Annotated in this window: 19 protein-coding genes; 5 read left to right on the top strand and 14 right to left on the bottom strand. The window is 70.2% G+C overall.

Annotated features, from left to right (window positions below; translation table 11 throughout):
- The first annotated feature begins 3 nt into the window (after positions 1–3).
- Complete coding sequence (araA, locus tag G5C66_RS04400; RefSeq protein ID WP_165109749.1) at positions 4–1515, top strand: L-arabinose isomerase; 1512 nt, start codon at positions 4–6, stop codon at positions 1513–1515.
- Here the strand turns inward: araA and G5C66_RS04395 are convergent.
- From G5C66_RS04395 to G5C66_RS04385, 3 genes are all read right to left on the bottom strand, one after another.
- On the bottom strand, positions 1491–2483 hold the full coding sequence (locus G5C66_RS04395; RefSeq protein ID WP_165109748.1) for an NAD-dependent epimerase/dehydratase family protein: 993 nt from the start codon (positions 2481–2483) through the stop codon (positions 1491–1493). The two genes, araA and G5C66_RS04395, sit on opposite strands and share 25 nt — an antisense overlap.
- Positions 2484–2585: 102 nt before the next feature.
- Positions 2586–3986, bottom strand: coding sequence for an FAD-binding oxidoreductase (locus tag G5C66_RS04390; RefSeq protein WP_165109747.1), 1401 nt, complete (start codon positions 3984–3986; stop codon positions 2586–2588).
- Entirely contained in the window at positions 3983–5227 is a 1245-nt protein-coding gene (locus tag G5C66_RS04385) for an alpha-hydroxy-acid oxidizing protein (protein ID WP_165109746.1), read from the bottom strand. The genes G5C66_RS04390 and G5C66_RS04385 overlap by 4 nt, the downstream gene beginning before the upstream one ends.
- A 76-nt stretch (positions 5228–5303) precedes the next feature.
- On the opposite strand from G5C66_RS04385, the gene G5C66_RS04380 reads away from it, so the two are divergent.
- The 3 genes from G5C66_RS04380 (at position 5304) to G5C66_RS04370 (ending at position 9023) form a co-directional block, all read left to right on the top strand.
- A complete protein-coding gene (locus G5C66_RS04380) occupies positions 5304–6425 on the top strand; it encodes an L-talarate/galactarate dehydratase (protein ID WP_165109745.1) in 1122 nt (373 codons plus the stop codon).
- Complete coding sequence (locus tag G5C66_RS04375) at positions 6422–7105, top strand: FadR/GntR family transcriptional regulator (protein ID WP_206443720.1); 684 nt, start codon at positions 6422–6424, stop codon at positions 7103–7105. Before G5C66_RS04380 ends, G5C66_RS04375 begins: the two co-directional genes overlap by 4 nt.
- A 91-nt stretch (positions 7106–7196) precedes the next feature.
- The gene (locus G5C66_RS04370; RefSeq protein WP_165109744.1) at positions 7197–9023 is read left to right on the top strand and encodes a pectate lyase; all 1827 of its coding nucleotides are present in this window, start codon (positions 7197–7199) and stop codon (positions 9021–9023) included.
- 63 nt (positions 9024–9086) lie between these two features.
- Here G5C66_RS04370 and G5C66_RS04365 read toward each other — a convergent pair whose 3' ends face one another.
- From G5C66_RS04365 to G5C66_RS04320, 10 genes are all read right to left on the bottom strand, one after another.
- Entirely contained in the window at positions 9087–9911 is an 825-nt protein-coding gene (locus tag G5C66_RS04365) for an NAD-dependent epimerase/dehydratase family protein (RefSeq protein ID WP_165109743.1), read from the bottom strand.
- Positions 9908–10957: a TRAP transporter substrate-binding protein gene (locus G5C66_RS04360; protein WP_338144062.1), complete on the bottom strand. Its 1050-nt coding sequence runs from the start codon at positions 10955–10957 to the stop codon at positions 9908–9910. Before G5C66_RS04360 ends, G5C66_RS04365 begins: the two co-directional genes overlap by 4 nt.
- Positions 10958–10994: 37 nt before the next feature.
- Positions 10995–12290, bottom strand: a complete 1296-nt coding sequence (locus G5C66_RS04355) for a TRAP transporter large permease (RefSeq protein ID WP_165109742.1) — start codon at positions 12288–12290, stop codon at positions 10995–10997.
- A 26-nt stretch (positions 12291–12316) separates the two neighbouring features.
- Positions 12317–12841, bottom strand: coding sequence for a TRAP transporter small permease (locus G5C66_RS04350; RefSeq protein WP_165109741.1), 525 nt, complete (start codon positions 12839–12841; stop codon positions 12317–12319).
- Positions 12838–14037: a hypothetical protein gene (locus G5C66_RS04345; RefSeq protein WP_165109740.1), complete on the bottom strand. Its 1200-nt coding sequence runs from the start codon at positions 14035–14037 to the stop codon at positions 12838–12840. Before G5C66_RS04345 ends, G5C66_RS04350 begins: the two co-directional genes overlap by 4 nt.
- Positions 14038–14172: 135 nt before the next feature.
- Entirely contained in the window at positions 14173–15450 is a 1278-nt protein-coding gene (locus G5C66_RS04340) for a glucarate dehydratase family protein (RefSeq protein WP_165109739.1), read from the bottom strand.
- Positions 15447–15842: a universal stress protein gene (locus tag G5C66_RS04335; protein ID WP_165109738.1), complete on the bottom strand. Its 396-nt coding sequence runs from the start codon at positions 15840–15842 to the stop codon at positions 15447–15449. The genes G5C66_RS04340 and G5C66_RS04335 overlap by 4 nt, the downstream gene beginning before the upstream one ends.
- A gap of 23 nt (positions 15843–15865) precedes the next feature.
- A complete protein-coding gene (locus tag G5C66_RS04330) occupies positions 15866–17404 on the bottom strand; it encodes a tripartite tricarboxylate transporter permease (protein ID WP_165109737.1) in 1539 nt (512 codons plus the stop codon).
- Positions 17405–17416: 12 nt separating this feature from the next.
- Entirely contained in the window at positions 17417–17947 is a 531-nt protein-coding gene (locus G5C66_RS04325) for a tripartite tricarboxylate transporter TctB family protein (protein WP_241248233.1), read from the bottom strand.
- A 31-nt stretch (positions 17948–17978) separates the two neighbouring features.
- Complete coding sequence (locus G5C66_RS04320; protein ID WP_165109736.1) at positions 17979–18974, bottom strand: Bug family tripartite tricarboxylate transporter substrate binding protein; 996 nt, start codon at positions 18972–18974, stop codon at positions 17979–17981.
- A 116-nt stretch (positions 18975–19090) separates the two neighbouring features.
- Between G5C66_RS04320 and G5C66_RS04315 the strand changes: the two genes are divergently transcribed.
- Positions 19091–20002, top strand: coding sequence for a LysR family transcriptional regulator (locus G5C66_RS04315; RefSeq protein ID WP_165109735.1), 912 nt, complete (start codon positions 19091–19093; stop codon positions 20000–20002).
- Between the two features lie 239 nt (positions 20003–20241).
- Here G5C66_RS04315 and G5C66_RS04310 read toward each other — a convergent pair whose 3' ends face one another.
- Positions 20242–21504: an HNH endonuclease signature motif containing protein gene (locus tag G5C66_RS04310; protein WP_165109734.1), complete on the bottom strand. Its 1263-nt coding sequence runs from the start codon at positions 21502–21504 to the stop codon at positions 20242–20244.
- Positions 21505–21980 lie beyond the last annotated feature (476 nt).

Below are 21980 nucleotides of genomic sequence, written 5' to 3'. Positions count from 1 at the left end.
CCCATGAGCAAGCCCTACACGGACCGCGAGGTCTGGTTCTTCACCGGCAGCCAGGACCTCTACGGCGAGGAGACCCTTCGTCAGGTGGCCGAGCAGTCCCAGGAGGTCGCCCGTGCCCTCGACGCGTCGGACGACGTCCCGGCGAAGGTCGTGTGGAAGCCCGTCCTGAAGGACTCCGCGGCCATCCGCCGCGCGATGCTGGAGGCCAACTCCGACGACAGCGTCCTCGGCGTCGTCACCTGGATGCACACCTTCAGCCCGGCGAAGATGTGGATCACCGGCCTCGACACGCTGCAGAAGCCGCTGCTGCACCTGCACACCCAGGCCAACGTCGAGCTTCCCTGGTCGGAGATCGACATGGACTTCATGAACCTCAACCAGGCCGCGCACGGCGACCGTGAGTACGCCTACATCGCGACCCGCCTCGGCGTCGCCCGCACCACCGTCGTCGGCCACGTCTCCAACCCGGCGGTCACCCGCCGCGTGGGCACCTGGGTCCGCGGCGCCGCCGGATGGGCCGCCACCCACGGGCTCAACCTGGTCCGCTTCGGCGACAACATGCGCAACGTCGCGGTCACCGAGGGCGACAAGACCGAGGCCGAGCTGCGCTTCGGCGTCTCGGTCAACACGTGGGGTGTCAACGACCTCGTCGCCGCCGTCGAGGCGGTGGCGGAGGACGCGGTGGACGCGCTCGTCGCCGAGTACGAGGACCTCTACGACGTCGTCCCCGAGCTCCGCCGTGGCGGCGAGCGCCACGAGTCGCTGCGCTACGCAGCCCGCCAGGAGATCGCCATGGAGGCGTTCCTGTTGGAGCGCGACGCGAAGGCGTTCACCACCAACTTCGAGGACCTCGGCGGCCTGCGCCAGCTCCCCGGCATCGCCGTGCAGCGGCTGATGAGCAAGGGCTACGGCTTCGGCGCTGAGGGCGACTGGAAGACCGCCGTCCTGGTGCGGGCCGCCAAGGTGATGGGGGAGGGGCTGCCCGGTGGCGCCTCGCTGATGGAGGACTACACCTACGACCTCACCCCCGGCGCGGAGCTCATCCTCGGGGCCCACATGCTCGAGATCTGCCCGTCGCTGACGACCTCCACGCCGCGCGTGGAGATCCATCCGCTCGGGATCGGCGATCGCGAGGACCCGGTCCGGATGGTCTTCGACGCCGACACCCGCGAGGGCGCTGTCGTCGTGTCCCTGGCGGACATGCGGGACCGCTTCCGGCTGACCGCCAACGTGGTCGACGTCGTGCCGCCGACCGAGGCGCTGCCCAACCTGCCGGTAGCCCGCGCCGTCTGGTCCCCGCGCCCCGACTTCGCCACCTCGGCCGAGGCCTGGCTGACCGCCGGCGGCGCGCACCACACCGTGATGTCGACCGCCGCCGGGATCGAGGCCTTCGAGGTCTTTGCGAACATCGCCCGCACCGAGCTGCTGGTCATCGACGAGTCCACCACCCGGCGCGGCTTCGCCGACCAGGTGCGCTGGAACCAGGTGTTCTACCGGGTCGCCCAGGGGCTGTGACGCCATACGTCGAGGAGCTCGGCCTCGCGGGCCGGCGAGATGCCGGTGACGTACGCATCGGGGGTGGTCTGCAGCCAGGCGAGGGTGTCGCGGGCGGTCTCGGCGATCGGGCGGGTGGCGAGGCCGGCTGCGATGGCCGAGGTGGTGTCGTGGGCGAGCATCCCGTCGTACTCGGGACGGGGGAGCCACAGCGGGATCGAGCCGGGGCCTGACCAGGGGTCGACGTCGTTGGCCTGGAGGAAGTCCTGGGGGAGCCAGCTCCAGGTCGGGGTGGTGCCGACGCCGCTCGCGGTCTCGGTCAGCAGGGTGCTGATCGGCATCGACGGACCGGTGGCGTCGAAGGTGCCATCCACCCGGTTGATCGCGCAGTGGAGGATCCAGTCCGCCAGGTCGCGCACGTCGATGACCTGGGTGCTGTCGTCGGGCGAGCCGGGAGCGAGGATCTCGCCGCCGGCTTTCATGCGCCGCGGCCAGTAGGAGAACCGGCCGCTGGGGTCCCCAGGGCCCACGATCAGGCCGGGGCGGACGACGGTGGCTGAGGCCGCACCCGCGCGGACGAGCTCCTCGCAGGCAACCTTCATCGAGCCGTACGCATCGGAATCGTCATCCTCGACGTCGTCCGTCGCCGGAGCGAGGACAGGGAGCGAGTCCGGAGTGCCGCCGGGGGTGCCGTGGTCGGCGTACACGCTGATGGTCGAGACGAAGACCCAGTGGGCCTCGCTGAAGGCGGCGACGGCAGAGCGAACCCACGAGGGGATCCGGGCCACGTCGACGACCGCGTCGAACTTCGCAGCCGTCAGGGCGGAGGGAGGTGGCTCGGCGCGGTCCCACGGCACCAGCTCCACGCCCTCCGGGACGGTCCCCGAACGGCCGCGCGCTGCGCAGACCACCTCGTGACCGCTGCGTGCTGCCGACTCCGCCACTGCGCGGGAGAGGAAGACTGTGCCGCCGAGCACCAGGATTCGCATGAGGACACGCAATCACCGCGAACGCCACGCGGCAAGCGGTTCTGCTTCAGGCAGATCCTCGAGACCGAAGGCTGACCACAGCCCGCACCGCGCTGCTCCGACTCACAGCACCTTCCGAGGATTCATCACCCCGTCGGGGTCGATCGCCTGCTTGACCGCCCGCATCAGGTCGACCTCGACCCCCGTCTTGTACGCCGCCGCTGCATCCCGCTTGAGCACGCCGATGCCGTGCTCAGCGGAGATGCTGCCACCGAGCGCGGTGACCGCGTCGTACACGATCCGGGTCAGCGCGGGGCCCTCCCGCCTCAGTGCCGCGTCGTCGCCGACGGGGGCGGAGAGGTTGTAGTGCAGGTTGCCGTCGCCGATGTGCCCGTACGTCACCAGCCGCAGCCCCGGCAGTGTCTCGAGCAACCGCGGGCCGGTCTCGGCGACGAACCGTGGCAGCGCCGTGATCGGCAGGGTGACGTCGTGCTTGAGGGTCGCGCCCTCGCTCTTCTGGGCCTCCGAGACCCCTTCGCGCAGCGCCCAGAGCGACTCGCGCTGGGCGGGACTGCCGGCGACCACGGCGTCCGCGATCAGCCCGGCCTCCGCGGCGGCCTCGAGCGCCGACTCGAGCCGCTCGTCGACGTCGGCGGGGGTGCCGGCGAGCTCGACGAGGCCGTACCACTCGTGCCGCTCGGCGAACGGGTCGCGGACGCCGGGAAGGTGGGCGAGGACCAGGTCGACGGCCTGGCGCCCGAGCAGCTCCCAGGTCGTCAGGAGTCCACCGCCATGGGATCGGAGCAGCGGCAGCAGCGCGGTCGCCGCCTCGACCGAGTCGAGCGCGACGAAGGCGGTCGCACGCCGCGGCGTCGCGGGCAGCAGTCTCAGCACGGCCGCGGTGACCACGCCGAGGGTGCCTTCCGAGCCGATGAACAGCTGCTTGAGGTCGTAGCCGGTGTTGTCCTTGCGCAGCGGCCGCAGCCCGTCCCAGACGCGGCCGTCGGGGAGCACGACCTCCAGGCCGAGCACCAGCTCGCGCATCATCCCGTAGCGCAGGACCGCGGTGCCGCCGGCGTTGGTCGCGATCGTGCCGCCGATGGTGCACGAGCCTTCCGAGCCCAGCGAGAGCGGGAAGAGCCGCCCGGCGGCCACGGCGGCCTCCTGCACGGTGGCCAGCACGGCCCCCGCCTCGACGACAAGGGTGTCGGCGACCGGGTCGACCTCCCGGACGCGCCGCATCCGGCCGAGCGAGAGCACGACCTGGTCGCCGCCGGAGTCCGGCACTCCGCCGCCGACGAGGCCGGTGTTGCCGCCCTGCGGGACGACCCCGACGCCCGCCTCCGCACACAGTCGAACAGCGGTCGCCACCTCGGAGGTCGAGGCCGGGCGGACCACGGCGAGGGCGGTGCCGGTGAAGCTGCCGGTCCAGTCGGTGACGTACGCGGCCATGTCGGCGGGGTCGGTCAGCACGGCGCTCTCGCCCAGCGCAGCGCGCAGGCGGGACGCCAGGTCGCCGGTCATGTCGACCTCAGCCGTACGTGCTCGGGGCCGATCGCGGCGATGTCGGGGGTGCCGAGCAGGCACATCGCCCGCCGCAGCTCCTCGACCAGCAGCCTCAGCGTGGCATCGACCCCCTGGCGACCACCGACCATCAGGCCGTAGAGGTACGGCCGGCCGATCATCACGCCGCGGGCGCCGAGCCCGAGCGCGGCCGCGATGTCGCCGCCGGAGCGGACGCCGGAGTCGATGAACACCTCGGTCCGTGAGCCCACCGCGTCGACCACCGCCGGCAGCAGCTCCAGCGGCACCGGCGCCCGGTCGAGCTGACGGCCGCCGTGGTTGGAGAGCACCAGCGCGTCCGCACCGGCCTCGACGCAGGTGACCGCGTCGGCGACCGAGAGCACGCCCTTGACCACCACCGGGCCGTCCCAGTGCTCCTTGAGCCAGCCGATGTCCGCGGGCCGGATCGCCTGCTCGCGCAGCTCGTTGGACATGCCCCAGCGGCCGTGGTGCGACCCCTCGGGGAAGGTCGCGAACCGCAGCGGCTCGGTGGTCAGGATGTTGGCGACCCAACCGGGGTGGCGGGCCATGCCCGCGAACGTACGCAGGCTCAGCTGTGGCGGGATCGCGAACCCGTTGAGCTTGTCCTTGCGCTTCATCCCGGTCACGGTCGTGTCGATGGTCAGCATCAGCGCCTCGTAGCCCTGCGAGGCGGCCTCGGCGAGGTGGTCGAGCGTCACCGAACGGTCCTTCATCAGGTAGACCTGGAACCAGTTGCGTCCCTGCGGAGCCGCGGCGGCGACATCGGTGATCGACGTCGTCGCGTAGGTCGAGAGCGTGTAGGGGAGCCCCGCGGCGGCCGCCGCCGCAGCGACCGCCCGCTCGCCGGTGTGGTGGCTGAGCCGGGTGTAGCCGGTCGGCGCGAGCACGATGGGTGCGGCCGCGGGCCGCCCGAGGATCGACGTACGCACCTCCGGCTCGGCCACCTGGCCGAAGGCCGTGGGCCGCAGCTCCACGCGGTCGAAGGCCTCCCGGTTCCGGCGCATCGCGTGCTCGCCGTCCGAGCCGCCGTCCACGTAGTCCCAGACCGCCGTCGGCACCCGGCGGCGGGCGGCCCGCTCCAGGTCGTCGACGCTGAGACAGCGCGCCAGCCGGCGGTCGGCCGCGCGCCAGTGGAACGGGCGCGGACGCAGGAAGGGCGCGAGATCGCGCCATCGGGGGACCTGTCGGGGGACCCGGACGACCTGAGGACTGGCGGTCACGCTCTGGACTCCTCATCACTCATCGGATAAGTTTTGAACTTGTCATACAACTTAGCCCATCGAGGAGCACTCCGCCATGGCAGCCGACCGCATCACGTCACTGACCCTCTCCCACGTCGTCCTCCCGCTCGACAACCCGGTCAGTGACGCCAAGGTGCTCACCGGGCGCCAGAAGCCGCTCACCGAGACCGTGCTGCTCTTCGTCGAGGTGACGACCGAGCAGGGTCTCGAGGGCATGGGCTTCAGCTACTCGAAGCGGGCCGGTGGTCCGGCGCAGTACGCCCACCTCAAGGAGATCGCCCAGGTCGCCATCGGCCAGGACCCCTCCGACATCGCCAGGATCTACGAGTCGCTGATGTGGGCCGGCGCCTCCGTCGGCCGCAGCGGGGTGGCGACCCAGGCCGTCGCCGCCCTCGACGTGGCGCTCTACGACCTCAAGGCGCGGCGTGCCGGCCTGCCCCTGGCCAAGCTCCTCGGCGCCCACCGCGACTCCTGCCGCGTCTACAACACCTCCGGCGGCTTCCTCCAGGCGAGCGTCGAGGAGATCAAGGAGAAGGCGACCGCCTCGCTCGACGCCGGCATCGGCGGCATCAAGATCAAGGTCGGCCAGCCCGACTGGGCCGAGGACCTGCGCCGCGTCGCCGCGATGCGCGAGCACCTCGGCGACTCCCCGCTCATGGTCGACGCCAACCAGCAGTGGGACCGTGCCCGCGCCCGCCGGATGTGCCGCGAGCTCGAGCAGTTCGACCTGATCTGGATCGAGGAGCCCCTCGACGCCTGGGACGCGGTCGGCCACGCCGACCTGTCGCGTACGTTCGACACGCCGATCGCGACCGGCGAGATGCTGACCTCGGTGCCGGAACACATGGCCCTCCTCGACGCCGGCTACCGCGGCATCGTGCAGCCGGACGCGCCGCGCATCGGCGGCATCACCCCGTTCCTGAAGTTCGCCACCCTCGCCGCCCACGCCGGCCTCGCGCTCGCGCCGCACTACGCGATGGAGATCCACCTGCACCTCGCCGCGGCCTACCCGACCGAGCCGTGGGTCGAGCACTTCGAGTGGCTCAACCCGCTCTTCGAGGAGCGCATCGACATCCACGACGGCCGGATGTGGGTGCCGGACCGCCCGGGCCTCGGCTTCACGCTCAGCGACCAGATGCGCAAGCTCACCATGGAGAGCGCTAAGTTCTCGGCATGAGCATCAGCACCGGGCTCGCCGACCGCGTCGTCTCCGGGATCAAGGACCAGATCCTGGCCGGAGACCTGGCCCCGGGGGCGAAGCTGCCCTCGGAGTCCGACCTCGTCGCCACCTACGGCGTGTCGCGGACGGTGGCCCGGGAGGCGGTGACCCGCCTCCGCGCCGAGGGCCTGGTCGAGACCTTCCAGGGGCGAGGCTCGTTCGTGCTGGCGGTCCCGGCGCCCTCGCCGTTCGCGCTGGAGTCCTCCGCGATCCGTACGCAGCACGACGTGCTCGACATGGTCGACTTCCGGCTCGGCGTGGAGTGCGAGGCGGCGGCCCTGGCCGCTGCCCACCTCGACGAGCAGGGGTCGCGTGCGATCGAGGAGGCGCTCGCTGCGCTGGCCGCCGCGCACCCGGACGGAGCGGTGGAGGCCGACTTCGCCTTCCACCGCGCGGTCGCGGCCGCCACCGGCAACCGCTTCTACCTGGACCTGATGGACTCGCTGGGTCCGATGATGATCATGCTGCCGCGCACCCGGCTCGGCGACGCCTACTCGCCCAGCGACGCGCTCCACGTCGAGCGGGTGCAGCGCGAGCACGACAACATCGCCGCCGCGATCCTCTCCCGCGACGCCGACACCGCCCGGGCGGCGATGCGGGTGCACCTGGGCAGCACCCGCCGGCGCCTGCAGCAGTGATCCGAGGCCGCGTCGACGTTGCCCCCGCGGGCATCGCGCGAGTCGGCATCGGTATTGGCCGCAGGGGTGTGAGCCTCGTCACGATGGAGGGATGAACTCCCCTGCGAAGAAGTCCCCACCGAGCTCGACGCTGAGCCGACGTCGGCTCGTCCAAGCAGCAGCGGCCGGCCCGCTCCTCGGCGCCGCGAGCGGCGTCTCCGCCGGCCTCACCGCCTCGGCCGCCGCGGCCACGCCCACCTCCGCCGACACCGTCCGCGACGCGATGCTCCGCGCGGCGACCTACATGGACGAGACCGTCTCCTACGAGGGCGCCTACGTCTGGAGCTACCGCCCCGACCTGTCCCTGACCTGGGGCGAGATGGAGGCCCGGCGCACCATGTGCTGGGTGCAGCCACCGGGCACGCCGACCGTCGGGCACGCCCTGCTCGACGCGTACGTCGCCACCGGCGAGAAGCGCTTCCTGCACGCCGCCCGGCGCACCGGCCGGGCGCTCGTCCGGGCGCAGCGCCCCGAGGGCGGCTGGAACTACGTCCACGACTTCGCGGGCGCGAAGTCGCTGAAGCGCTGGTACGAGTCGATCGGGATCAACGGCTGGCGCCTGGAGGAGTTCCAGCACCTCTACGACAACTCGACCTTCGACGACGCGGCCACCTCCACGGCCGGCCAGCTGATCCTGCGGCTGCATCTGCTCGACCCGCGCGACCGTGGCTTCCGACGGTCGCTGGACAAGGTGATCGGCTTCATCACGGACGCTCAGATCAGCGGGGGCATCGGCGACGGTGGCTGGCCGCAGCGGTGGCCCCGCGACCCGAAGGCGACCACCGAGATGCCGTGGCCGAAGACGCTGCCGTCCTGGCTGCCCGAGGACGCCCGCGAAGGCATGGTCGACGGCGACTACACCCAGCACGTCACCTTCAACGACAACGTCCTCGGCGAGAACATCAAGCTCCTGCTGATGTGCGTCGTCTCCCTGGGGCGCGACGACCTCGTCGAGCCGGTCCGCCGGGCGATGGAGTGCGTACGCCGCATGCAGCAGCCCGCACCCCAGGCCGGCTGGGGTCTCCAGCACCTCGCCGAGGACCGCGACGGCCGCCCGGCGGGCGCGGTGGCCGCGGGTCGCTCCTACGAGCCGCGCGCGCTGACCACCCACACCACCCAGACGAACATCGAGCAGCTGTTCACCTACTTCCAGCTCACCGGCGACCGTACGTTCCTCGACGGCGTCCCGGCGGCGCTGGACTGGCTGGCGAGCTGCCGGCTGACCGAGCAGCAGCGGGCGGAGAACCCGCTGATCGCGAGCCGGACCCACCCGACCTTCGTCGAGCCGGGCACCAACCGGGCGCTGTTCGTGCACCGGTTCGGCTCCAACATCAACAACGGGGCGTACTACTACGACTACGACCACCACGACACCCTCAGCCACTACTCCGGCGGCCGCTCGGTGGCGGAGGCGCGGCTGAGGTCCGAGTACGACCGTCTCCGGGCTCTGTCCGATGCCGAGGTGGCCGATCTGGTGGCCCGCTCGCCGCTCACGCCGGGGGAGTCCTACGACCTGCCGCCGTTCTTCTCGCTGCACGACCTGGGTCTGCTGGAGCTGCTCCGGGGCACCTCGCACGCGGTCGAGGCGCCCAGCGAGGCCGAGGTCGCGGCGGTCGTCGCCGACCTCGGCGAGAAGGGCTACTGGCTCTCCCCGGCCGAGGCGGTGACCAACCCGTTCCGCGGCCCGGGCACCACGCACCCCTACGACGGGAAGGCCTACATGAGCAAGCACGTCGGGGACACCTTCGACACCTCGCCCTACCCGTCGAGCAACCCGCCCGCGGTGCCGCCCTACCAGGCGGCCGAGCCGCCCCAGCTGATCAACACCTCCACGTTCGTCGAGAACCTGGGGACGCTGATCCGCGCGACCGCCTCCTGACCCATCGAGAAAAGAGGAACGGGTGGCCCGGTGACAGCCGGACCACCCGTTCCCCATGGGGGTCTATTTCTGCTGGTGCTCGCCCAGCGGGGTGAAGCAGAACTTCCCTCCGGCCAGTCGCTCCTCGGGTCCCTGCGGGCCGTCGTCGATCGCGTCGCCGAGCAGCTCGGCCGCAAAGACCTCGGAGTCGTCCTGCGGGTGGTAGCCGATCGCCTCGCCGGCTTCCAGCGACCACCAGTTGCGGGTGTTGCGGGAGATGCCCCACACGACCCGGAAGCCGGGCTGCGGGGTGGCCAGGCAGGCCTCGAGGAGCCGGGCGCCGTCGTCGGGCGACATCCACGTCCACAGCGAGCGGCGGTCCCAGGGCTTCTCGAAGCACGAGCCGATCCGCAGCGCGGTCACGTCGATGCCGTAGCGGTCGTGGAAGAGGCTCCCGAGGGCCTCCATCGCGACCTTGCTGACCCCGTAGTAGGTGTCGGGCCTGGGGAAGGCATCCGCAGGAAGCCCGCCCTCCGGGGCCCCGTCGATCTCGTAGAAGCCGGGCGCGTGGTTGCTCGAGGCCAGCACGACGCGGCCGACCCCGGCGTCCCGGGCGGCCTCGAGGACCACCCGGGTGCCGTCGATGTTGGCCGAGAGGATCTCGGCCCACGGCGCCTCGACGCTGATGCCGCCGAGGTGGATGATCGCGTCCACGCCCTCGCAGGCGGCGCGCATCGCCGCCTCGTCGGTCACCGACGCCTCGATGATCTCGACGGCCTCGCCCTCGGCAGCGGGCTCGGGACGTACGACGTCGAGGAGGCGCAGGGTGCGGCCCTCACGGGCCAGGCGTGGGCGCATCAGCCGCCCGACGACGCCGTTCGCGCCGGTGATCAGAACAACCTGTGTCATGCGCTGCGCAGCTCCTCGACGGCGTCGATGTACTCGCCGAGGTCGGCGCCGTGCTTGTCGATGACGGACTTGGTCGCCTCGCGCCACGGCGCGAGGTCGGTGATCTCGTTGATGGTGACACCCTCGCCGCGCAGCTTCTCCAGGTCGGCCTCGACCTGGGCGTCCCACTTCTCGCGCTGGAAGGGCGCAGCCTCGTCGGCGGCCTTCTGGAGCGCCTCCTGGTCCGCGGAGTCGAGCCCGTCCCAGGTGTCCTTGTTGATGAGGAGCACCTCGGCGACGCGCATGTGCCGGTCGAGGGTGTAGTTCTTCGCGACCTCGTAGTGGGAGGCGGAGTAGTAGGACGGCTCGTTGTTCTCGGCGCCGTCGAGCAGCCCGCTCTGCAGCGAGCTGTAGACCTCGCCGTAGTCCATCGGCGTGGGCGAGCCGCCGAGCGCCTTGATGAAGTCGATCTGCACCTGCGACTCCTGGACGCGGATCTTGAGCCCCTTGACGTCGGCAGGTGCCTTGATGGGCTTCTTCGAGGTGTAGAAGCTGCGGGCGCCGGGGTCGAAGTAGCCCAGGCCCTTGAAGCCGGCGCCCTCGGTCTCACCGAGCAGCTTCTTGCCGCTCTCGCTGTCGAGGAAGCGCCACAGGTGGTCGGCGTCGTCGAAGAGGTACGGCAGGCTGAACAGCCCCATCGCGGGCACGAACTCGCCCATCGGGGCCGAGCTGATCCGGGTCATCTCGATCGAGCCCATCTGCACCTGCTCGATCGCGTCGGACTCCTCGCCGAGCTGGGCGTTGGGGTAGACCTGGATCTTGATCCGGCCGTCGGTGTACTTCTCGGCCAGCTCGGCGAACTTCTTGTCGCCCAGGGTGGTCGGGTAGTCGTCGGGGTGGGTCTCGGCGAGCTTGAAGGTCTTCGAGCCGCCGCCTCCGCCGCTGCCGCGGAGGGAGCCGCCGCCGCAGGCGCTGAGTGCGAGGCTGCCGGCGACCGCTGCGGCACCGAAGGCGCCGGCCTTGAACAGAGAGCGCCGGGTGACCGGCTGGGGGGAGGTGGTGTTCACGGTTGGTTCCTTTCGAGGGTGACTACTTGTCTCGGACTCATTGGCCCAGCGCTTCGGGGAGGGCGAGCGAGAAGAACGGGACGTACGTGATCAGCAGCAGGACGACGAGCATCGGGATGAGGAAGAGACCGACCGTCCTGATGACCTTCTCGATGGACGTACGTCCGATGGCGCAGCCGACGAAGAGGACGTTGCCGACCGGCGGCGTGATCAGGCCGATGGCGAGGTTGAAGACGAGCATGATCCCGAACTGGACCGGGTCCATGCCGAGTCCGGTGGCGACCGGCAGCAGGATCGGCGTCATGATCACGATCAGCGGCGCCATGTCCATGATCGCGCCGAGCGCGAGCAGGAGCAGGTTGATCAGCAGCAGGACGACGACGATGTTGTCGGAGATGCCGAGCAGGGCGTCGGTGGCCAGCGCCGGCACCTGCAGGAAGGCGAGGAAGTAGCCGAAGGCGCCCGCCGCCGCGATGATGAACAGCACCACACCCAGGGTGCGCAGGCTGCTCTGCAGGATCGGGACCATCGCCTTGAGCGGCAGGTCGCGGTAGACGAAGAACGTCAGGATGAAGGCGTACAGGCAGGCGATCGCCGCCGACTCGGTCGCGGTGAAGATGCCGGAGAGGATGCCGCCGAGGATGATCACCGGCATCAGCAGGCTGAGCAGCCCGTCGGCGACGATCTTGGGGACGTCCTTCATCGGGACGAGCTCTTCCTTCGGGTAGCCGCGCTTGACCGCCAGGGCGTAGGCCATCACCATCAGCGCCGCGCCGAGCAGGATCCCGGGGAGGATGCCCGCCGTGAACAGCGCTCCGATGGAGACGCCGCCCGCGGCCATCGAGTAGATGATCAGGTTGTGGCTCGGCGGGATCATGACCGCCTGGGTGGCGCCGGAGACGGTGACCGCGACCGCGTAGTCGGTGTCGTAGCCGCGCTTCTTCATCATCGGGATGGTCACCGAGCCGATCGCGGAGACGTCCGCGACCGAGGAGCCGGACAGGGCGCCGAAGAAGGTCGAGGCGCCGATGTTGACCATCCCGAGACCGCCGCGGACCCAGCCGACCAGCAGCCCGGCGAGGGCGATCAGGCGGCGGGAGATGCCGCCCGCGCCCATGATCTCGCCGCCGAGGATGAAGAACGGGATGGCCAGCAGGGCGAAGGTGTCGAGACCGGCGACCATCCGCTGCCCCACGACGGTCAGCGGGAGGCCGATGTAGAGCGCCTCGAAGAGAGCGGCCAGGGCGAGGGCCAGGGCGACGGGGATGCGCAGCAGGATCAGGATGGCGAAGCTGCCGAGCAGGATCGCGATGGCAAGAGGATCGATGGGCATGGGGGAGTCCTTCGACTTTCGGCGGCTCAGCCGATCTCGGCTGCATCGTCAGGCTCGGCGTAGCGCTGGGTGCTGATGCCGAAGGCCTGGAGGACGGTGTAGAGGAGGAGCATGACGCCGGCGACCGGCATCATGAGGTAGAGGACGCTGCGGGGGAGCCCGGTGCCGGGCAGGGTCGCGGCCTGGGCGTCGACGACGAACTGGCTGCCCTGGACGATCAGGAAGAGCCCGAAGCCGAGCAGCAGCACCTGCACGACGCGGTCGATCATCGACCGGAGCGTCGCCGGGAACCTGTCCACCAGGAACGTGACGGCGATGTGGGCGCCCTCGCGGAAGCCGATCGTGGCGCCGAGGAAGCCGACCCAGACCAGCAGGATGCGGGCGCTCTCCTCGCTCCAGCTGGGGGAGTTGCTCAGCACCTCGCGGCTGAAGACCTGCCACAGCACGATCAGCAGCGTGGCGACCAGGCACAGGATGCAGAAGGCCTCGAAGACCGTGTCGACCGCGCGCCAGGCGCGCTTGAGCGGTCCGCTCTCGCGGGATGTGTTCATACCGTCTGTCCGTCCTCGTCTCGGCGGTGGTGGGGGACCTCGGTCGCCTCGGCGAGCAGGTGCTGCCTGTCCGCGCCCGCCAGACCGAGGTGATAGAGGTGGATCTGGTCGATCCCGGCGTCGACCAAGGCCCGCACATGGCCACCGAAGGCGTCGTCGGTGGTGGGCGGGAGGACCGTGACGTACGCAGCGGCCGCCGCCTTGCCGTCGACCGCTTCGACCAGCCGGCGCCCGGTCTCCACCGACGCCTCGGTGGTCGGCCAGCAGAAGGAGACGACCAGGTCGACGTCGTCGGCCGTGGTCGGCGTGAGGCCGGGGCTGGCTCCGGTCGCCCAGGGGTCGGGCTGGGCGTGCACCGCGATCTCGACGATGTCGGGCGCGGCCTCGCGGACGGCCGCGATCACGCGGCGGCGGAGCTCGTCGGTCGCGGCGTGGCGGGACTCGAGGATGGTGTCCAGGGCCTTCGGGTCCACGGTCTGGCCCGAGGCGGCTGCGCCGGTCGCGGCGCGCAGGGCCGCGACCGTGGCCTCGGCGTCGAGCCCGCGGTCGGTCCAGTCCGCGCGACAGGCGGGGCAGCAGCAGATCGAGAGCAGCTCCTGGGTGGCGGCGTCGTAGGCCCCGTCGGTCTTCTCGTGGTGTCCGCCGTGGCCGAAGCCGAGCTGGCCGCAGGCCTCCAGGATGGCCGTGGAGGTGGGGGTGTCGCGGACGGCCTCGGCGGCGAGGGTCTCCGCGTAGCGGCGGACGTCCTCGTGGCGGGTGCACAGCGCGTAGGGGTAGGGCTCGTCCCAGCAGCTGACGACCGCGAGGCCGGGGTTGGCCTCGCCGAGCCGTGTCGAGTGGGTCAGCACGATCCAGGCGGCGACCTCGAAGCCGGCCTCGGTCAGGATGGCGGCGGCCTCGCCGTAGGGGTCCTCCGCGTCGACCCAGGTCGCTGCGGGCGGGACCAGCCGGGCACCGTCCCAGGCCTCCGGGCGGACCGGGCGGTAGAGGGCCGCGCTGCGGGCCTCGACGATCCGGTGCCCGGGGTGGAGCGGGGTCGCCGCGCGGGTGGTGTGGTACGCCGCGGCGAGGGCGATCTTGGAGACGCCGAGCCCCCGGGCGCGATCGGCGAAGTCCGGATCGCCGATCACGTCCCAGGGGTAGGCGTAGGCGACGACCGGTATCGTCCTGGTCCCGCCTGCATCGATCTGTGTCACCGGTGGAAGCTCCTGGCTCGTCGTTCTGTGACCGGGCCCACGTGTGGCCCGTGTCACAGGAGACTGTCAGGATTGGCGATTCATGTCCAAGCCGAATATCGCATTAGACGATGCCCTGAAGGTATTGCTGTGGGATCACCAACGGGAGGTGTTCGGCGTGAATCCCGGCTCGATGGAACGCATGTAGACCGTGTCCTCCCGCCGCCGCACGCCGCAGCTCAGATACTGCTCGTGCAGCTCGCCGAGCAGGTCACGGTCAAGCTCCACCCCCAGTCCCGGGCCCGTCGGCACCGCGACCGCGCCGTCGTCGAAGTCGAGCACCCCGGGACGTACGAGGTCCTGGGTCTTCCATGGATAGTGGGTGTCGCAGGCGTAGGTCAGGTTGGGGGTGGCGGCGGCCAGGTGGACCATCGCGGCCAGCGAGACGCCGAGGTGGGAGTTGCTGTGCATCGACAGCCCCATCCCGAAAGTGTCCGTGATCCCGCCCAGCAGCGCCGAGCGGCGCAGCCCACCCCACAGGTGATGGTCGGAGAGCACGATCTGGACCGCATCGACCGCGATCGCCGGTCTGAGGTGCTCGAAGGCGATCACGCACATGTTGGTGGCCAGAGGTACGTCGGTGCGGGCCGCGACCTGGGCCATCCCCTCGATCCCGGGCGTGGGGTCCTCGAGATACTCCACGACGCCGCTGAGCCGCTCGGCGACCTTCACCGACGTCTCCGGGGTCCAGGCGCCGTTGGGATCCAGGCGCAGCGGCAGGTCGGGGAAGGCGGCGCGTAGCGCCTCGATCGCGGCGCACTCCTCGTCGGGATGGAACACCCCGCCCTTCAGCTTGAGCGAGCCGAAGCCCCAGCCGTCGACCATGCGCCGGGCCTGGGCGACGATCTGGTCGGGTGTGAGCGCCTCGCCCCAGTCATCGTCGGGCTGACCGGGGTGGCCCGCCCACTTGTAGAACAGGTAGCCGCTGAACGGCACGCGGTCGCGCACCGCGCCACCGAGCAGGTCGCTGACCGGCCGACCCGCCTCGCGGGCGACCAGGTCGAGACAAGCGACCTCGAAGGGGGAGTAGACGGTGTCGACCGCCGAGGAGACATCGAGCATGCCGCCGAAGGAAGCACCCGCCCCGCCGGTCTCCTTGCCGAGCACGTCGACGACGAGCCGGCGCAGGCCGTGGGTGTCGTAGGGATCCGATCCCGGGAGTGCCTCGGCGACGGCGTCGAGGCGGGCGAGATGGGTCTCGTCGGCGTACGTCTCGCCGAGGCCGACCAGGCCGGTGTCGGTGTGGAGCTCGACGATGGCGCGCAGCGCCCACGGCTGGTGGACGCCGACCACGTTGAGCAGCGGCGGGTCGGCGAACGCGACCGGGGTGACGACGACCTTCGAGATCCGGCTGCGGTTGGGCCCGGAGGTCATGCGGTCGGCTTCACGGCGAGGACGGGCACGCTGGCGTCGAGCAGGATGCGCTGGGCGTCGCTGCCGAGCAGGGCCTTGCCGACCGGCGAGCGGCGGCGCAGCCCGATCACGATCAGCCGGGCGCCGGTCTCGGCGGCCAGGGCGTCGAAGGTCTCGACGACGTCGGCTCCGTGGGTGGTGTGGTCGACGCGGGCGCTCACCCCGGCCTCGGTGGCACGGGCGACGAGCTTGTCGGCGGTGTCCTCGTCGACGAGGTCGGCGTCCACGGTGGCGCCGCGGCGCGGGCTGTTGACGATGACGACGTCGTCGCCGCGAGCCGCCGCCTCGGCCAGGCCGGCCTCGAGGGCCGCCTCGCCGACCGGTGTGGGGACGTAGCCGATCAGGATGGTCATGGTGTGCCTCTCAGAGCCAGGGGTCAGCGGGTCGGGGTGTCGACGTGGTCGCGGTCGGTCGGAGCCGCGGCCGCGGTGGCGGCCCTGCGGCGGGCCCGGATCGCCTTGACCGCGGGCCAGAGGGCGACCAGGACGAAAGCGGCCAGGATGGTGCCGGAGATCGGCCGGGTGAAGAACCCGGTCGGGTCGCCGTCGAAGATCAGCATCGAGCGGCGGAAGCCGTCCTCGACGATCGAGCCGAGGACGAAGGCGAGCACCATCGGACCGGGCTCGAAGCCGACCTTCTTCATCAGGTAGCCGATCAGGCCGAAGACGATCATCACGAAGATGTCGAAGGTGGAGTTGTTGATCGTGTAGACGCCCAGGATCGTGATCAGCGCGGTGATCGGGGCCAGGATCGCCGGCCGCACCCGCAGGATCCGGACGAAGATGCCGACCAGCGGGATGCTCAGGACGAGCAGGATCAGGTTGCCGATGTACATCGAGTTGATGACGCCCCAGAACAGGTCGGGGCGCTCGTCGACCAGTTGCGGCCCGGGGGAGATGCCGAGGATGAGCAGGGCGCCGAAGAGCATCGCCATCGACGCGTTGGCCGGGATGCCGAGGGTCAGCAGCGGGATGAACGACGAGGTCGCGGCAGCGTTGTTGGCGGTCTCGGGGGCCGCGACGCCCTCGATGGCACCGCGCCCGAAGCGCTCGGGCTTCTTCGAGATCCGCTTCTCCGTGGCGTACGCGGCGAGGGAGGACATCACCGCGCCACCGCCCGGCAGCACACCGAGGACGAAGCCGATCAGCGAGCCGCGGCCGATCGCGCCGGAGGACTGCTTGAGGTCCTTGCGGGAGGGCCAGATATTGGCGACGGCGGCGGGCACGTGGGGCTTACCGTGGCGCTCCTCGAGGTTGTAGAGGATCTCGCCGACACCGAACAGACCCATCGCCACGACGACGAAGTCGATGCCCTCGGTCAGCTGCAGGCTGCCGAAGGTGAAGCGCTCGGCGCCGCTGAAGCTGTCGCGGCCGACGGTGGCCAGCAGCAGGCCCAGCGCGGCGGCGATCATCGCCTTGAGCTTGTTGCCGTTGCCGATGGTGGCGACCAGCAGGACGCCGAGCAGGGCCAGGGCGGCGTACTCCGGGTCGCCGAAGCTGAGCGCCCACCCGGCGATCAGCGGAGCCACCAGGGTCAGGCCGAGGATGGAGACGGTCGCGCCGACGAAGGAGCCGATCGCAGCGATGCCGAGGGCCGTGCCGGCCTTGCCCTGCTTGGCGAGGGCGAAGCCGTCGAAGACGGTGACGACGGAGGAGGCCTCACCCGGCAGCCGGAGCAGCACCGAGGTGATCGTGCCGCCGTACTGGGCACCGTAGTAGATGCCCGCGAGCATGATGATCGCCGAGACCGGGTCGATGCTGTAGGTGATCGGCAGCAGGATGGCGATCGTGGCCGCCGGGCCGAGGCCGGGGAGCACGCCGATCAGCATGCCGATGAGCACGCCGATCAGGCAGTAGAGCAGGTTCTGCGGTTCGGTGACGAGCCCGAAGCCGTCGAGGAATGCGTTGACGTCCACTGGGGGCTCCGCTCAGAACAGGTGGGGCAGCGGGATCCGCAGCCCGTAGAGGAACAGGAAGTAGAAGGCGGCGACCGTGACGACGGAGGTGATGACCGTGCTGCGCCAGGACTCGCCGCCGAGGAACCTCAGCCAGACGACGCACAGCAGCAGCGACGGGATCTCGAAGCCGATCACGGGCATCAGCAGGGCCAGGCCGACGAAGGTGATCAAGCCGACTGCGGGAAGCACGCTGGAGCGGGTGAACTTCTCGGAGTCGGTCAGTCGCCGGCCGACGACGAGCAGTGCCGCGGCCATCAGCGCGATGGCGATGCTGACCACGAACGGCCACAGGCCGGGCCCGGGCTGGCGCAGCGACCCCAGGCCGTAGCCGTAGGAGAGGACCGCACCGCCGATGCCGACGACGAGGGCGACGAGCGCACCCACCACCTGGTAGGAGGGGCCGCCTGCGGGAGGCCGTTCCTCCTCCAGGTCGTGGGCCACCTCGGCCTGGATCTCGGCCAGGATGTCCTGGTCAGGAGACGGGGTACGTTCGTCGCTCATCGTCATGCTTTCGTCGTGTGGGGCCGGCGGGTCAGCTTGCGCCGAGGTCGAGACCGTACTGCTCGACCATGTCGGCGAACCTCTTCTTGTCCTCCTCGAGCTGGGCCACCACCTCGTCGCCGGAGATCTCCATCGGGGTGAGGCTGTTCTGCTCGTTGAAGGCCTGGTACTCCTCGGTCTTGAACGTCGCCTGCATCGCCTCGGCGATGGCGTCCTTGACCTCGTCCGGGGTGCCCTTCGGGACGGTCATGAAGCGGTACTGCGCGACCTCGACGTCGAGGCCCTGCTCCTTCGCGGTCGGGACGTCCGGCAGGTACTCGACCCGCTCGGGACCGAAGACGCTCAGCGGGGTCAGCTTGCCGGACTCGATGTTCTCGATCGCCTCGCCGACCTGGATGCACGCGGTGTCGACCTGGTTGCCGAGCACCGCGGTCAGGGCCGGCGCGCCACCGTCGAACGGGACCGCCTCGGCGTCGACGCCCGCGGAGGCGTACGTCAGGCCGCAGGAGAGCTGGGCGCCGGTGCCGACGCCCGTGGTGCCGTAGGTGACCTTCTTCTTTGCCGCCTTGATGTCGTCGAGGGTCTTGAAGCCGCTCTTCGGGCCGGTGACCATCACGTAGTCGTCGCGCGAGACGCCCTGGACGACGTCGAAGTCGTCGAGGTTCGTGACCTCGTCCTCGCTGACCGCCAGCGGCGTGATGGCGAACAGCGAGGCGTTCTGGATGGCGATCGTCTGACCGTCGGCCTTCGCCTTGGCGACCTTGTTCGCGGCGAGCGCACCGTTGGCGCCCTCCTGGTTGATCACCGGGAAGGACGCGCCGAGCTCGTCGGCCAGGCCCTTGGAGACCGCCCGGCTGATCAGGTCGCTGGACCCACCGGCCGAGGCGCCGACGTACATCTCGACGTTGCCGGACGGGTACTCCTCGCCGCCGCTGCCGCCCCCGGCGGTGTTGGAGACACCGCAAGCGGAGAGGGCCAGGGCCGCGACCCCGGCGGTCGCGGCGAGAAGGTGGGTGGTCGTACGCATCGTTGCTCCTAGTTCCGTCGTGTGATCACCGACACTAAGAGTCCCAGCGATACCGGTCCAAGCCCGATTCAGCATGGAGTGTTCCACTTGGTGCATCGTGGTCTACGCTGTCGCCCATGATCACGCTCGACCAGGTGCGTTCATTTGTGGCGGTCGCCGAGGAGCTCCACTTCGGGCGTGCGGCCGAGCGTCTGCGGATGACCCAGCCGCCGCTGTCACGTCAGATCCAGAAGCTGGAGAAGGCCGTCGGTGCGCAGCTGCTCGAGCGGGACAACCGTCGGGTCGCCCTGACGGGTGCCGGAGCCGCCTTCCTCGACGAGGCCTACCGGATGCTCAACCTGGTCGAGAGCGCGGGCGACCTGGCCCGCCGCGTCGACGCCGGCGCCGCCGGCGTGGTCCGGCTCGGCTTCACCGCGGTCTCGGCCATCTCGATCCTGGGGCCGCTGCTGCGGCGGCTGACCGTCGAGCTCCCCGACGTCGAGGTGCGGCTCTCCGAGCGCGTCACCCTGGCCCAGGTCGACGGGATCCGCCACGGCGAGATCGACATCGGCCTGGCCCGCCCGCCCTTCGACACCGAGCTCCTCTCCTCCCGGGTGATCTCCCGCGAGCCGCTGATGGCGGTGCTCCCGCAGGGCCACCCGCTGGCCGACATCGAGCGCCCGCTGACACCCCAGGACTTCGAGGGCCAGCCCGTCATCGGCTACCACCCGCAGCAGTCGCGCTACTTCCACGAGCTCTCCGTACGCTTCCTCGCCAACGCCCACCCGCGTATCGAGCAGCGCGTGCACCAGGTCCTCACCGCCATGCTCCTGGTCTCCGCCGAGCGAGGCGTCGGTTTCGTCCCCGTCTCGGCGAGCTCGCTGCACGTCGAAGGCGTCGTCTTCCGTCCCCTCGAGCACGGTGGGGGAGACACCCGCCTCGACAAGGACCCGGAGCGGCCGGTGGAACTGCACGCGATCTGGGCGCGGGGGTCTGTGAGTCCTGTTGTGCGGCGGGTGCTCGATGTGATCATCGAGGTGAGTCGGTAGGTGGTTGGAGCGGTGTGACTTGCTCGGGCCGCTCGTTCTCTGAGGCTGGTGGCCGCCGACCCTTTACCGAGAATTTTTGGCTGGCTATCGGGTCGGCGGCGGCAGTTTGGCGCAGCGAGATTCGGCTTCGGCGCGGGCTTGGGGACCCGGCCAGTGCTCCGGACAGGCAGACGCCTTTCCTTGGGCTTTTACTAGACGATGACACCTTGTGAATCCTTCACAAGGCACGAGCCAGTGCCTCAGGTACGCCGGGTGAACCGGATCCGACCGTCCGGGAGCCGTTCGTAGCCGTAGTTGGGGTCGTGGATCCGGCGATGGTCACGCGAGCACAACAGCACCATGTTTTCGAGGTCGGTTCTTCCGCCTTCGGACCAGGGTTTCAGGTGATGGGCTTCGGTCCAGGCCGCTGGTGCGTCGCAGTCCTCGGCTTGGCAGCACTTGTCGCGTAGGCGGAGTGCGCGGTGTTGGATCGGATGCGCCAACCGGGCGGTGCGACCGAGGTCGAGGATCTCAGAGTCGGTGCCGAGGACGACGGGAACGAGGTCGGCGTTGCACGCCATCCGGCGGGCTTCGGCTGCGGTGATCTTCTTACCATCGAACCCCAGTGCTGCGGTGCCGAGGTCGGCACGCAGCTGGTCGAGGGTCATGGTGATGAACACCGTGGTCGCGTGGCCTCCGTGCCTGGGGAGTTGGTCGACGTCGTAGGTCTCGACCACCCGGGCGAACGCCTGACCCAGCAGCCGGTCATACGGGGCTTTGACGCCCCGGTCCTCCGCCGACAGCTTCCGCGGCTGAGCGAGGGAGTCCAGGATCGTCCGCAGCCGAACTCCGACGGCACGGGAGACCCTCGCGTGGATGTCGATGGTGCCGTCACCGTTGTCCCGCGATTGGAAGAACGTGCGTCGCTGCGCCCGCTCCTCCTCCCGCTGAAGAGCCTTGGCTTCAGTCTGCTCGAACCGCTCTGGGTCGATCTCGGCGAGGATCCGCTTCCCGACGATCTTGAGTTCGTTGGCGGTCAGCCGGGTGGCGTAGTCGACCAGCAGCTTCTCGGCCAAGACCAGGTCTTCGCTGCTGGCGGCGGGATCGGTCTCGATGGCGTCGAGCGCCTTGGTGATCACCCGGGCTTTGTCCGGGGACACCACACCCTCGGCGAGACCTTCGGCGACGAGGTCGTATTTCGCGACCCCGGCAGCCAGTTTGATCTGGGCACGCGCGACCGCCTTGTCGACCAGCAGCTCGGTCCGCAGCCACCCCGAGACGTCATTGGCCCCGGTCTCCTCGGCGATGTCATGAGCCGACGCGAGCACCCGGAGCTTCAACGCCGCCTGCTGGGCCTGCAACTTCTCGAGCCGCTCGAGCAGGTCCTTCTTCTGCTCGATCCGCCAATACGCCGGATCACTCGACAGCAGCTCTTGAACGGAGGATTCGATAGCGGTCAGAGCAGCGTCGACCAGGTCGCCGGGGTTGGTTCCCCAGTGGTCGATCCCGCTCCCGAGACTCATCGCTTTCCCGCTTTCAAGGGTGTGCTGTGATAGTCCCTATTCTACTCCGGAACCACCCCTGGGAGAACCTATTTTCCCAGGTCAACCCCCACTTTCGCGGTCAGCGAAACCAACCTTATCTGCTGCGCCACACCCGGGCCGGCGCCCCGATAGCCAGCCAAGTTTTTCTCGATCTGGTCCGGAGTCCAGGACCGCCGAAGGCGGCCGGCGAAGCCGGCGCCCGAAGGGCGTCCTTGACGCCGGTCCAGATCGAGAACACCCTCGAGAACGGGTCGGCGGCCCACGCCGGCCCTTGCAGAACGTTCCGGCAGGGAACTGTGTTGGTCTCGACACGCCTCCGCCCAGCGGCTCCGGCGGCTCGACCAACCCCAAGCGCCCTTACCCCCGGCAATGCCCCCACGGCATCACGAGATTCAAATTCGGGCTTGGACAGGCATCACCGAACGTTCCTAACGTGATGGTCACCACCTTCCCCC

The sequence above is a fragment of the Nocardioides turkmenicus genome, assembly GCF_011045035.1.
GTDB classification, from domain to species: Bacteria; Actinomycetota; Actinomycetes; order Propionibacteriales; family Nocardioidaceae; genus Nocardioides; species Nocardioides turkmenicus.
Note: the sequence above shows the minus strand (reverse complement) of the source record. Positions and strands in the feature narration are given on the sequence as shown.